The sequence below is a fragment of the uncultured Kriegella sp. genome (assembly GCF_963975415.1).
GTDB lineage: Bacteria > Bacteroidota > Bacteroidia > Flavobacteriales > Flavobacteriaceae > Kriegella.
Genome location: NZ_CAXBGN010000001.1, coordinates 1 through 13,219, shown reverse-complemented (window position 1 = coordinate 13,219; position 13,219 = coordinate 1). Strand labels below are relative to the sequence as shown.

10 protein-coding genes are annotated in these 13,219 nt (G+C 39.2%); 5 read left to right on the top strand and 5 right to left on the bottom strand.

The annotated features are described in order from the left end of the window. Nucleotides 1–290 precede the first annotated feature (290 nt). Complete coding sequence (locus tag AACZ88_RS00050) at nucleotides 291–1,178, bottom strand: anti-sigma factor (RefSeq protein ID WP_339704338.1); 888 nt, start codon at nucleotides 1,176–1,178, stop codon at nucleotides 291–293. Nucleotides 1,179–1,407: 229 nt separating this feature from the next. On the opposite strand from AACZ88_RS00050, the gene AACZ88_RS00045 reads away from it, so the two are divergent. After that, nucleotides 1,408–2,106, top strand: a complete 699-nt coding sequence (locus AACZ88_RS00045) for a response regulator transcription factor (RefSeq protein ID WP_339704336.1) — start codon at nucleotides 1,408–1,410, stop codon at nucleotides 2,104–2,106. After that, on the top strand, nucleotides 2,103–3,599 hold the full coding sequence (locus tag AACZ88_RS00040; protein WP_339704333.1) for a HAMP domain-containing sensor histidine kinase: 1,497 nt from the start codon (nucleotides 2,103–2,105) through the stop codon (nucleotides 3,597–3,599). Before AACZ88_RS00045 ends, AACZ88_RS00040 begins: the two co-directional genes overlap by 4 nt. A gap of 88 nt (nucleotides 3,600–3,687) precedes the next feature. Here AACZ88_RS00040 and AACZ88_RS00035 read toward each other — a convergent pair whose 3' ends face one another. Both AACZ88_RS00035 and AACZ88_RS00030 read right to left on the bottom strand, forming a co-directional pair. Beyond that, the gene (locus AACZ88_RS00035) at nucleotides 3,688–5,157 is read right to left on the bottom strand and encodes a magnesium chelatase (protein WP_339704330.1); all 1,470 of its coding nucleotides are present in this window, start codon (nucleotides 5,155–5,157) and stop codon (nucleotides 3,688–3,690) included. A 56-nt stretch (nucleotides 5,158–5,213) separates the two neighbouring features. Continuing rightward, nucleotides 5,214–6,359 (bottom strand): VWA domain-containing protein, encoded by a 1,146-nt coding sequence (locus AACZ88_RS00030; RefSeq protein ID WP_339704327.1) that lies wholly within the window; start codon nucleotides 6,357–6,359, stop codon nucleotides 5,214–5,216. Nucleotides 6,360–6,487: 128 nt separating this feature from the next. Between AACZ88_RS00030 and AACZ88_RS00025 the strand changes: the two genes are divergently transcribed. Further along, nucleotides 6,488–7,306 (top strand): DUF1853 family protein, encoded by an 819-nt coding sequence (locus AACZ88_RS00025; protein WP_339704324.1) that lies wholly within the window; start codon nucleotides 6,488–6,490, stop codon nucleotides 7,304–7,306. Between the two features lie 70 nt (nucleotides 7,307–7,376). Here the strand turns inward: AACZ88_RS00025 and AACZ88_RS00020 are convergent, their stop codons facing one another. Continuing rightward, entirely contained in the window at nucleotides 7,377–8,222 is an 846-nt protein-coding gene (locus tag AACZ88_RS00020; protein WP_339704321.1) for a DUF4249 domain-containing protein, read from the bottom strand. A gap of 4 nt (nucleotides 8,223–8,226) precedes the next feature. After that, nucleotides 8,227–10,620, bottom strand: a complete 2,394-nt coding sequence (locus AACZ88_RS00015) for a TonB-dependent receptor (RefSeq protein WP_339704318.1) — start codon at nucleotides 10,618–10,620, stop codon at nucleotides 8,227–8,229. 460 nt (nucleotides 10,621–11,080) lie between these two features. Between AACZ88_RS00015 and AACZ88_RS00010 the strand changes: the two genes are divergently transcribed. Then, nucleotides 11,081–12,064, top strand: a complete 984-nt coding sequence (locus tag AACZ88_RS00010) for a hypothetical protein (RefSeq protein ID WP_339704316.1) — start codon at nucleotides 11,081–11,083, stop codon at nucleotides 12,062–12,064. Beyond that, complete coding sequence (locus AACZ88_RS00005; protein WP_339704314.1) at nucleotides 12,057–12,971, top strand: S-4TM family putative pore-forming effector; 915 nt, start codon at nucleotides 12,057–12,059, stop codon at nucleotides 12,969–12,971. The genes AACZ88_RS00010 and AACZ88_RS00005 overlap by 8 nt, the downstream gene beginning before the upstream one ends. Nucleotides 12,972–13,219: the final 248 nt, after the last annotated feature.

Here is a 13,219-nt window from a genome sequence, read left to right as displayed (position 1 = left end):
AATCCGCACTTTTGAATCGTTAGCAGATAAACAGTATGCTTATACTTTTTGCTAATCTTCCTTAATTGGCGGGGTTATTCTCTTATCAAACTAAATACAACGAAATCACAGGGCCATCACAAAAATCTCAACCTTTGAGCGTACCTTGTTATAATTTTGTGACACTTTCGCATAGCACAAATACTTAAATAGGTAGTAAAAAGACATAAAAAAGTTCAACATAGCTATGTCGAACTTTTATTACAGCCTATTGACCTAAAGGATCAAATACCTTTCAATCTACTTTTTGTCTATCGCGTTACCGAACCGACAGGAAAACTTCCTGCTACATTATTGGCTATTTCCTGTACACCGGAGGCATCATCGGCTATAAGACTGGCCAATGGCTTTAGCGTAAACGGACTGGGACTGTTATCAGGAAAAGGTTCGATGCTGACCACGGCAGTTTTTCCTCGTAAATCAGTAGGAAACACCAATCCTTCAGGGGCATTTTTCAAAAAGTCCTCTCCGGGAAAAGGAGGCCCGGGATTCTCACCACTGAAGAAATCACTTTCATCAGCGAGCGATACACTCGTAAAAGTGCCTGTAGTGACCGGAATACCATCGATGACCACCCAGCCTTCATATTTCCAACCTGCTGCGAGTTCAGGAAGCACTAAACCAGCTTCAGGATTCCCAGAACTTGGATCTAAGAACCAAATACCACTATTGGCCTCTTCCTCTGCACCGGTTCCTGTGGGCGTTGCTATTATAAACTTGCCAGAAACCGTATTAAAGGAACTTGCGACAGTACCGGTATTCAACTCAGCTGTTTTTCCTTCAAAATCACCCACAAAAATCTTAGTATCCGCCGGGTCTGGAGAGGGGTCCGGTACTGGCTCAATTGACAGTACAAAAGAAACGGCAGCGTTCAACTGCTCTGCATTTATTTCAAATTGTGATTGTGAAAGAACTCCATTTTCATCAACCGAAAAAGTACCTGTAGATATTGGGGCTCCTTCAACTATGAGCCAACCCTCATAGCGAAAGTCCGTTCCTAAGTCTTCTAAACCTTCTACATTAAGGCTCAAGGTCGAGTTCGTGGCCGTAGATTGTGTTTCTTCATCGTCATTGGAACAAGATGCCAATAGTAGCGCAGTTAATGAGAACAATAGACCGGTAAATTTTACTTTTTTCATTATCTTAAAGTTTTAAATGATTGAAAGCACAAAGTAAGCGGGCAAATGTTGTGAACAGATTTCAAAAGTTTCAATTTATGTCCATGTTTCAGTATTATACTGTGAACACTTTGCCTAAATCCTTTATTTGACCATCTTCTACCCTACGCCAATGCTCGTTTGACCAAGGTTGTGGTCAATTGTGATACCCTTGTGATACTTTTTCTATTTATTTACGACCAAAGAGCTTATGAAACAAATACTCATTATAGAAGACGATCCAGAAATCATCAAACTACTTGAGATTCACCTCACCGACCTAATCTATAGCACAACCAAAGCCATGGATGGGGAGTTAGGGCTGAAACTGGCACTCGAAAACGACTACGACCTCATTTTGCTGGATTTAACATTACCATCCATGGATGGCGTCGAGATATGTAAGGCTTTACGGGCAAAAAAAAACACGCCCATTATTATGTTGACCGCAAAATCAGAAGAAATAGATCGAGTTTTAGGTTTAGAAATAGGCGCCGACGACTATATCACCAAACCCTTTAGCATTCGAGAACTATTGGCTAGAATTAAAGCGGTAATGCGAAGAACAGATACGCGCCATAATGAAGAAAAGAATACCGCTTCGCTATCAGCCGAAGGTTTGGAAATAGATATCGATAAGCGTAAGGTGCTGTTGAAAAACCATAAGATAGAATTGTCACCCAAGGAATTTGAATTATTGGTGCTCATGGCCTCGAATCCGGGTCGAAATTATACGAGAACCGAATTGTTGAATATCATTTGGGGTTACAATTTTGAAGGGTATGAACATACGGTGAATTCACATATCAATCGGTTGCGCGCCAAAATAGAGTCAGACATGGCCAATCCGGTTTATATTTTAACGACTTGGGGAGTCGGGTATAAATTCAATGAAGATATTATGACATGAGCAAAGCAATAAACACACTAACACCAAAACTGGTCAAAAAGCTCTGGTTTGCATTTATTCTGCTGATAATACTGATGGGAGCGTCTTATATATTCATTACCATCTACTATGTTGATAAATATAGCCATGCTACAGCCCAACGAGTAGATGCCCATATTGCCGATCATCTTATTAAAGAAATGTTTCAAAATGATTCTCCTTTTTTAAAGGATGGTAGTGTGAACAAACCCCTTTTCGGTGACCTAATGCACGATATGATGGCTATCAATCAAAGTATCGAGGTATACCTATTGGATAAAACCGGGGAAGTGCTTTATTCAGTTGTGTTGGACCATAGTGCCAACGCCCCGGCAAAAACCGTGGCATTAGGCCCCATTCAAGCTTTTATAGCCAGCGATGGCGAAGAATACATTTTGGGTGATGACCCTCGCAATCCCGGGGAACAAGAAATATTCTCAGCTGCGCCTTTTTCCATTGATGGCCGTGAAGGTTATATCTACATTATTCTAGAAGGAAAAGAGCTTCAACTTGTTAGTAATAATCTTGTGGGCACTTATTTTTCAAAATTGGGAATCGGCGCCCTATTATTGTCCATGCTCTTTACCGTCATCATCGGACTACTGAGTATTTGGTTTTTGACGAAAAATTTACGGTTAATGACAGGTACCGTTCGGCGATTTCAAGAAGGTGATCTCGATGTGCGCATCGAGGACCCCGAGAAATCGGATATTGCTATTTTCGCCCATTCATTTAATGAAATGGCCGATACTATTGTAAGTAATATGGATAAGATGAAGTCTGTAGATTTGCTACGGAGGGAACTTATTGCCAATGTTTCACACGACCTTAGAACACCATTGGCCATATTAAAAGGTTATATCGAGACGATGCAAATCAAGAAAAATTCCCTTTCCGATCAAGAAAAGGAAGAATACCTTCAAATTACCCACGACAATGTAGATCGATTGTCAAATCTTATCAACCAACTGTTCGAATACTCAAAATTGGAAGCCGAGCAAGTGAGCCCTGTAAAAGAACCGTTCTCGATTACGGAACTGTCACATGACCTGATCGCCAAATTCAGGGTGCTAGCGGAACAAAAACAAATAACGCTACAACTTGATAACCCTCAAGAAAACAGCATGGTATATGCCGATGTAAGCCTTGTAGAACGGGCACTTCAGAACCTTATAGAAAATGCCCTGAAATATACCGAGCCCAATGGCAAGGTTACCCTGGCGATACAGCGAAAAAACAAGAACGTTGAAATAAACATCACCGATACGGGAACCGGAATTCCCTTAAGTGAACAGCCTTTTATCTTTGACCGCTATAAACAAGTAGACAAAAGCGCCAAGAAACAGGGTTACGGACTGGGCTTGGCCATAGTCAAAAAAATCATGGACTTGCACGATACCACAATCACGGTTTTAAGCAAGCCCAAGGAAGGAAGTTCATTTATCTTTAACCTACCTGCCTATCAACAGGTATAGGGAAAGAAATTGCTATGAACAAAAAGCCCTGAACAATACAAAGTCAGGGCTTTTGATTTATGCTGTAATGAAATTTCGAAAAGAAATTTTACAGACCGTTTATAAAACTTCCGTAAAGGTCTTTGAACTGATACCCTTCCGTGAAGCGATGTTTGCTCAGCTTCTTATAGGCCACCAAACCCCAAAGCAATAATTCTTTTAAGAAATACACATCCTCCTTCGGGAAATCAGGCTGATATTCTTTTACAATATTGTTGAGGGCCGGAATGGCATCCAAAGCCCTTTTATATTCCGCATCGGTATAATCGTCCAACAATTCAAACCCCTCACCTTCAAAGAACCAATGGGTAAGTTCATCATAGGGCGTTTTTTCATCTTTACGCTCCAACTTATTGATTTTCGGAAAATAGGTAGCAAATAATGATTTGACCGCGTCATCGATCAGTATGGAGGCCACCCCATCGGCTCCCTCTTGTTCTCCTTCATAGACCAACTCTATTTTTCCGGTAATCGCGGGTATCACCCCCACGAAATCGCTTAATCGAACCGCTGTTTCTGTTGCGCCGTTTAACAACGTACGCCGCTCGGCAGTGCTCAATAGATTCTCAAAAGCCGTTATACTGGTTCGGGCACTTACCCCACTTTTAGCATCAACATATTCGCTGTCACGAGCTTCAAAACTAATTTGTTCCAAAAGATCTTTGGCCACATCGGGCACATAGACGGCATCGGTTTGACGTATATCTAGACGCGACTCTTGCGCTGTAATCTTACGGGCCGTCGCAATATCGTCGGGATAGTGGGTCAAGATCTGTGAACCTATTCTATCTTTTAAAGGCGTTACGATACTTCCCCTGTTGGTATAATCTTCTGGATTGGCCGTAAAAACAAACTGTAAATCTAAAGGAAGTCGCAATTTAAACCCTCGAATCTGAATGTCGCCTTCCTCTAAAATATTAAAGAGCGATACTTGAATTCGTGCTTGTAAATCAGGGAGCTCATTGATTACAAAAATACAGCGATTCGCCCGCGGAATCATTCCAAAATGAATCACCCTGTCATCGGCATACGACAATTTTAAGTTTGCCGCCTTTATGGGGTCGACATCACCGATCAAATCGGCAACCGTTACATCGGGAGTGGCCAACTTTTCATAAAAACGTTCATCTCTATGCAACCAAGAAATAGGGGTTTCAGCACCTTTTTCGTTGATCAGTTCTTTCGCATATCTCGAAATCGGTTGTAAGGGGTCGTCATTAATTTCAGAACCAGCAACAATCGGAATGTATTCATCCAATAAATTGACCATCAATCGGGCCAATCGTGTTTTGGCCTGCCCTCTTAAACCCAATAAATTAATATTGTGGCGCGATAAAATAGCTCGTTCCAACTCGGGAATGACCGAACTTTCATACCCCCAAACCCCTGCAAAAGTCTCCTTTCCATTTCGTATTCGTTCTATGAGGTTTTCACGCAGTTCGTCTTTTATTTTTTTTGTTTGATAGCCGGCTTTTTTTAGTTCGCCAAGTGTAGTAATCTCTTTATAGTTCAATTCCATAGGTATAATATACATAAGTAAAAAAACAAAACACCCTTTATACAGGGCAATCTCGTCTATTTCAATCTTTTTCTTCTATTCTGTTCGTAGTCTTCAAAAATCATTTCTCCCAGCCCTTTTAATCCCGTAAAAAATGCCTTGCCTTTGTTCGCTTCGGTAAAATGCCGAATAAATTGCATCAAATAAGGGTCTTCGGCAATCATAAAAGTAGTAATAGGAATGTGCAATTTACGTGCTTGTCTCGCCATATTATAGCACTTTTCCACAATGTAGTCATCAAGACCGACACTGTTTTTATAATACGTACCATCGGGAAGCCGCAGACAACTGGGCTTACCATCGGTAATCATAAATATTTGTTTGTTCGTATTGCGTTTTCTACGCAGCATATCCATCGCCAATTGCAGACCCGCCACGGTATTCGTATGATAAGGCCCTACCTTCAAATACGGTAGATCTTTTATAGGAATCGGCCAGGCATCGTTACCGAACACCAAGATATCAAGGGTATCTTTAGGGTAACGTGTCGTTATCAATTCAGCCAAGGCCATAGCGACTTTTTTAGCGGGAGTGATGCGGTCTTCACCGTATAATATCATACTGTGGCTGATATCGATCATTAACACGGTACTCATTTGGGCCTTATGTTGGGTGTCTTCAACGACCAAATCATCTTCGCTTAACGAAAAATTGCCGATCCCGTGATTGATCTGGGCATTTTTAAGACTCTCGGTCATCGAAATGTGCTCTAGACCATCGCCATATCGGTATTCGCGAAAATCACCGGTATGCTCATCGCCCTGCCCCGATTTTCCAGTTTTATGGTTACCCGCACCGCTTCGTTTTAACTTTCCAAAAATTTGGTCTAATGCCCGTTGCCTAATAATACGTTCCATTTTAGCCGTAATCGACAGACTACCCCCATCACCTTCTTCTCCTGTACCTTCGCCCCCACCATCTTTAAACTCTTCCCGAATGTAACCTTTGGCTTTTAAATCCTCAATAAAATCATCAATGGTATATTCGTCATCGGTAAGTTCATATTCTTGATCTAATTCACGTAACCAATCGATCGCTTCATCAAAGTCACCTGAAGTATGGGTTATCAGTTCTTGAAAAATATCAAAAAGTTTATCGAACGGAGTTTCTTCCGGTGCTTCGTAGGTAGAAAAACGAAAACCTTTTCTTGTCGTCATAGCCATAGTATAAATTTAAGATATTTGAGCTTGTGAATAATGCTTTTTAGGAAAAGTTAACTTTAGGCACTTTGGTGGTGTTCTATTGCCTTGGTCGGTTTAACTGCCGTAAATTAACAAACTCATTTGACTATATGCAAGATCAATTTCTAGAAAAACAATGTATAGGATTCTTAAACACGCCGCCCCTATGGGATACCGAGCAATTTGATGTGCAACAATTTGAGTTTCCAGATATTGATTTACCCGATTTCTCTCCTACTGCTATTCCCCAAAATATCCGTTTGGGGCATCAAATGGAATATATATGTAAACAGTTCTTAGACCATTCCAATCGGCATGAAGTGTTGTTGCATAATTTTCCTATCTATAAGGACAAACAAACACTTGGTGAAATTGATTTTATACTGAAAGAAACATCCACAGAGCAACTAATACATATGGAATTAACCTATAAATTCTATATTATAGATCCGGATATTGCGGACCCTCTTTACAATTTAATCGGACCAAACAAACGAGATGTCTTCTTTGCTAAAATTCAAAAAATAAAGAACAAACAATTTCAATTATTACACTCGGTTGAAGGGGCTCAGGCACTACAAGAAAAAAACATCAACCATAAGGGCATTGTGCATCAAGCTTGTTTCAAAGGCCAAATATTCAAGCCTTATGGTGCTACTATTACCACTATGCACCCTATAAATGAAGATTGTATTCGAGGTTATTGGCTGCGCTTCGATGATTTTAAAAAGGATGAATTCGCAACTTTTCAATTCTTTATTCCTTCAAAAACTGAATGGGTCATAGAGCCACAGGAAGCGGTACAATGGGCATCACATCTTAAAACGATAGCAAGCATTGCAACTCATATGCTTAGAAAAAATGCACCTATGGTCTGGAAGAAAAAATCAGATACTGCTTTTGAAAAGTTCTTTGTAGTTTGGTGGTAAAAAACAACTCAAAAAAAAAGTGGATTATTTCCCGAAAGAAATAATCCAACTATTTGTATCAAATATATTTTTACTCCACAGTGTAACTCGTCTTGTTTACCTCGGTCAACCTAAAATAGCCATGGGCATAATTATCAGCATTCGTTTGGTTGATACAATTACCTCTCACCGCAACCGGGGTAGCTTGAAAAAGTCCGACCCCACCTATTTGATCTATCAAAATATCCATATAATTATAGTACGCATTTGAGATACCGTACATTTCTATGGAGACTACATCCCCTGGCTGAAGCACATCTATTTTGTCGGTATCTTCGTCTTCTTGAACTTCATACCACCAATCGACTTCATTGCCGTCGACAAACTCATCATCACCGACTTCGAGCTCTGGCAGTAGGTCTCCCTCTTTATGAAATCTAATAAGATAGTAATTGTCTACATTGGCGGGATCGGTAAACTCAACATGAATTTCCAATTCTTCATCATCAAAACCATCTTCACGGCCTTGGTAAACATTGGTGATATCAGTCACGCTATTCAAGGTCTCTTGAGCAACATAGGTTTCTCCCTCATGAATAATCTCTAAGGTATACGATTGGTCGATAGCGGGAACAAACTCTGAAGTTAAGTATTCGCCATTGTTCTGATCCACAAAAAGGAATTCATCACCGCTCGTATCATTGGTAATCTTGACCGACGCCCCTGTAACAGGGGTAGTACTTGCTGTGTCGAAAAATGCCGATGACGTACTTAACCGGATCGTCTGTTCATTACCAGAGGTGCCCTTGACCCAATCAATGGAAGCCTCTACAACAAGTCTTGTGGGCGCCGTTTGCACGGGAACGTCGATAACATCGGAGCAAGAAGCTAAAGCAATAGTGAATAATAGTATGGTGGTTCGAATGTATGTTTTCATGTGCTTAAAATTTAAAATTATAGGTTACCGATGGAACTATGCCGAAGATGGCCGTTCTTGTGGCTTCGTTGGCCCCAGTTTCAAAATTCTGACCAAAAGAAATGGAAGCTGCGTTCTTGCGATTATAGGCATTGTAAATTCCCAATACCCATTCGCCCTTAAACCTGCGCTCGGGTTTTCGGTTCGGTTTGTAATTGACCGAGAGATCTAACCGATGATAGGCTGGCAAACGGTCTGAATTTCTTGCGGCATAACTAGCGACCGAAATTCCTTCGTATTCATACTGCTCGTTCGGATACGTAACCGGTCGGCCCGTCTGAAAGACGAGATTGGTGCCAAAACTCCATTTATCGTTCAATTTATATGCTCCGGATATCGAAATATCATGGGTTCTATCATAAGGCGTATTGTACCACTCCCCATCGTTGATTCCCAATCCGCCAGCGTTGCCACCGGGAGTTCGTTGCTCTGATTTCGATAAGGTATAGGCAATCCATCCGGTAAACTTTCCTTCGTTTTTACGAAGTAACAATTCGAGGCCGTATGCCCGTGATTCCCCGTTTAAAATTTCCGTTTCAATCGTATTCTGTCCTATTAAATCGGAGCCATCGATATAATCGATTCGGTTGTCGGTATTTTTATAATAGGCCTCTACCTCCATAGAATAGACCTTATCCTTGAAATTGCGGAAATACCCGATCGCATATTGGTTCGATAGTTGCGGAGCTACGTATTTTCCACTGGGTGTCCACACATCCAACGGTGTTGCCGAAGCCGTATTTGACAGCAAATGAATGTATTGTGCAACCCTAGAAAAGCCCGCTTTAAAAGAAGATACCTCGTTCAATTGATAGGCCAATGACAATCGCGGTTCAAAATTCCCGAAACGTTTGATGGCATCCCCCTTTTCATAATCGGTCTCCCCTACTTCGGTACCACGTTCATAGATACCTAAGGCCTGATTGTATACAACCGGTTGGTCATTGGCATAATCAACCATTGCTTGACCGCCCAATCGTGAGAATGCACTATACCGCAGGCCATATTGTGCCGTTAGTTTATCGGTAAGTGTATGTTCTGCATTTATGTAAAGTCCGCTTTCAAGCGCCTTTTTACGATCCAAGGTCATCGGGTTAACGGCCGAAGTTTCAGAAGTCGGAATGATCTGACCGGGATCAAAATCATAATAAATACTACTCGCCCCAAAATCAAGCTTGAAGTTGTTACTCAAATAATATTTCAAGTCATATTTTAGATTATAATTGCTAATTGAAGAAACCCAATCAAATTCAGCAGCTGTAATGCCCAGGTCATAATCGTATTTGCTGACTACGGCCGAAAGGTTGGAAAAAAGCCGCTCGTTAAAAATATGGTTCCAACGCAGGTTGCCCGTTGAATTACCATAGCTGCTGCTGAAACTTTCGCCCAATTCAAAGGCATCCCTGCCGAAATAGCCTGATAGAAAAAGCTTGTTGTTTTGATTGAGATTGTAGTTGGCCTTTAAATTGAGGTCATAAAAGCTTACACTATTATCTTCGCCTGCCGCTTTTAGCAAAACGTCGGCATAAGAACGGCGCCCCGCTACCAAAAACGAACCTTTTTCCTTAAATATAGGTCCTTCTACCGCAACACGACTTGAAATAATGCCAATGCCACCCGTAGCGGCAAACCGTTTGCTGTTACCATCTTTTTGGCGAACATCGAGTACGGAAGACACCCTCCCCCCGAAACGGGCAGGAATACCGCCTTTGTACAATTTCACATCTTTTATCGCATCGGCATTAAAGACGGAAAAAAAGCCGAACATATGTGAGGTATTGTAAATTATCGCCTCATCGAGCAAGACCAGATTTTGATCTCCGGCCCCTCCCCGTACGTGAAATCCACCGGTACCCTCACCATTGTTGGTCACCCCTGGTAGCATTTGTAAAGACTTCAAAATATCGACTTCCCCTAAAACCACTGGCATCTGTTTGACGGTAGCAATATTCATTTTCGCCACACTCATTTCGGGCTTTCTCAAGATAGCCCTTTCAGGTTCATCGGCGGTAACCACGACTTCTTCGAGTTCAGTAGAAAATTCGGTAATTTCGAAATCGAGTTTTTGATTACTGTCAAGTGTTATGTCTTGATTGATTTCAGAAAAGCCGACATACGAAATATTCAAGGTATAGTCTCCTTCAGGGGCCGTAATGGAATAAAAGCCATATTCGTTGGTAACCACCCCAATGGTGGTACCCTTTAGAAAAACAGAAGCCCCGAATAGGGTTTCGCCATTATTTTTGTCGGTAATGGTACCATTTAGTGTATAGTTCGATTGGGCCAGCGCCGCCGAACTAAAAAGAAACGTAATAAGCCAAAGGCCGAAGACCAAAGGCTTTTGAAAATTTGTTTGCATTCGCATTGATTGATGGTTTTTTAATGTTGTCTTTTAATTTCCCTTCCAAAGACAACGGCAAAAATAAAAGGTTGCACCGACCGACCCTTTTATTTATGAAAAGTTTACCATTCGTTGTTCAACCAAGGAAAACAAGGTTCTCGGAAGGCGTTTTATATAGCCCTGGGGTTGGCCCATGTACTTTGGAGCAGTCTTGGACATACCCGTTTTTTTAGCTGTTGGTAAAATGTTAAATTTGAGTGTGCTAAAAGAGAGCTATAGTTACTAGTGGCTATAAACAATTGTTGTACGCAATATCCCACTGACACTTTTAACATTTTTTTGACATTTTGACAGTCAATAATAATTGGCATCTTTATTGGAAAAATGAATTCGAATCTGATTATAACATATTGAATATCAGAATTAATTTAATTTCATCAATAGCCTTAAGCCTTGAAGAAATATATAACTAAACTAAATGGCGACATCAGTAAATTCAGCTTTCAGCACCTTCAATAAAGATTATGTGAATTTATTGAAGGACAGAACAGATAAGGCAAGAGCCAGTAGAAATTGGTTATATGGGCAATTAAACGGACTTGAAAATAAAGACGACCTAAATTTCCCTTATAAATATGATGGTTGGCACATTAATTATGGCTCTTTTGAAAGAAGAACAAAAATCCGCGAATTAGACGATGTTGATTTAATGTTCTGTTTGGGTGCCAATGGAGCATATTATTCTAAATATGGAAATGAATACACCATTCATACACCAAATGCTGGTTACAGATTAAAATATTTATCCGATTCCGATGTTTTGAATTCAAGAAGAGTTGTCAATAAATTCAAAAATTCACTATCTACTATTGAACAATACAAGTCAGCCGAAATTAATAGTCGTGGAGAAGCAGCAACACTAAATTTATCATCTTACGAATGGGTGTTCGATATTGTTCCTTGCTTCAAAACAGATACTGACATTTATTTAATTCCTGATGGTAATGGCAATTGGAAACCAACTGACCCAAGAATTGACCAAAATAGAATTACAACTGCTAATCAAGACAATAAAACCCTTGTTTTACAACTTGTTAGAACATTGAAATATTGGAATAGGAGAAACTCAACCCATACTATCTCATCTTATCTTTTTGAAAATATTGTAATAAATTTTGTGAATTCAAGAGCAGAACTAAACGATTATAATGACATTAATGTAAGAGATTTTTTTTACTATTTAATTTCTGCAATCCTAAATTCTGTTTATGACCCAAAAGGATTTCAAGGAGATATGAACACATATTTATTTGCAGAAAAAGAAGCGATTTCAAGAAAAGCAGATTGGGCATATGAAAAAGCAAAACAGGCTGTCTATGCTGAAATAACAGAGAAAGACCAAAAAAAATCAATTAATCTTTGGGGAGAAATTTTCGGAGCAAACTTCCCAACATATGGCTAATAAAGGAAAAAAAATATTAAAAAAGCAAAACAAGGATATTCATATTAATGAATTGCTTGCTCAAAAAAGGGTCTATTCAATAGCCAAGAATTATCAAGGTTTATTAATTTTTATTTCAGTACCACTTCCAATTATTATTTCTTTGGTAATTAAAACAAATCCAACCTTCATTGATGAAGCAAGCTATATATTTGTTTTGTACACAATTATCGCAGCAGTTGGAGAAAAGATTTTAGAAAGTACTATTGATAGATTAAAAAAAATTGCAGCATCGATAAAGGAAACTTTTGATACTAAAGTGCTTGACATCCCAGTAAATGAGACATTAAATTTAGTTCTTATAGACAGAGAGATTATTAGACGATATTCTTTAAAGCATAAAGAAAATCAAAAGATTGTTGAAAAAGTTACTAATTGGTATTCTTTAGCTATAAAAAAAGTTGATACTAACGTTGCAAGTTTACTTTGTCAACGTACGAATATTACATATGATTTTTCAGTACGCAAACGCTACAAATATTTAGTTTACTTAATTAGCTCAATAACTTTTACTATTCTTTTAGTAATCGCTCTTATGAACGATTTAAGTTTACAAGGTTTTCTTATTGAGGTTATATTGCCATCAATTCCAGTTTTTATGTTTGCTTACAAAGAAATCAATTCAAATACAGAATCAATTGATAACCTAAATCATTTGAGAAACCTGATTGAATCGACATTATCAAAAACTAATATTAATGATAATATTGATAAAGAACACTTGAGAAATATTCAAGATAGAATATATAATAACAGACTTTTAAGCCCAATGATTCCTGATTTTATTTATAATTCTTTAAGACCAAAACTTGAGGATGAAATGAATTATTCAATGGAAGAACGGATAAAAATACTGCGTACAACATAGTATCCTATGAAAAGCACTAGTCCAGTTCCTTAAAGTTAATATTTTATTTTTTATCAATCCATAATGGTGATTTTGGGGTGTTGAATTGTTGGCAACCCTTGTCAGCTTTTTACTTGGTTGTCAATACTTCAACACCATATATGACTTGCTCCGCATCCTATGTGTGATCGATCCTGGATTATGAACGTCACCGGCATCTGTATGATTATAAGCTATAATAGACCTGTTCACTTGCTATACGATGTGAT

Coding starts and splice junctions, on each gene's coding strand:
- AACZ88_RS00010 (WP_339704316.1), top strand. CDS start 11,081: ATGGCGACATCAGTAAATTCAGCTTTCAGCACCTTCAATAAAGATTAT.
- AACZ88_RS00025 (WP_339704324.1), top strand. CDS start 6,488: ATGCAAGATCAATTTCTAGAAAAACAATGTATAGGATTCTTAAACACG.
- AACZ88_RS00040 (WP_339704333.1), top strand. CDS start 2,103: ATGAGCAAAGCAATAAACACACTAACACCAAAACTGGTCAAAAAGCTC.
- AACZ88_RS00050 (WP_339704338.1), bottom strand. CDS start 1,178: ATGAAAAAAGTAAAATTTACCGGTCTATTGTTCTCATTAACTGCGCTA.
- AACZ88_RS00035 (WP_339704330.1), bottom strand. CDS start 5,157: ATGGAATTGAACTATAAAGAGATTACTACACTTGGCGAACTAAAAAAA.
- AACZ88_RS00005 (WP_339704314.1), top strand. CDS start 12,057: ATGGCTAATAAAGGAAAAAAAATATTAAAAAAGCAAAACAAGGATATT.
- AACZ88_RS00015 (WP_339704318.1), bottom strand. CDS start 10,620: ATGCAAACAAATTTTCAAAAGCCTTTGGTCTTCGGCCTTTGGCTTATT.
- AACZ88_RS00020 (WP_339704321.1), bottom strand. CDS start 8,222: ATGAAAACATACATTCGAACCACCATACTATTATTCACTATTGCTTTA.
- AACZ88_RS00045 (WP_339704336.1), top strand. CDS start 1,408: ATGAAACAAATACTCATTATAGAAGACGATCCAGAAATCATCAAACTA.
- AACZ88_RS00030 (WP_339704327.1), bottom strand. CDS start 6,359: ATGGCTATGACGACAAGAAAAGGTTTTCGTTTTTCTACCTACGAAGCA.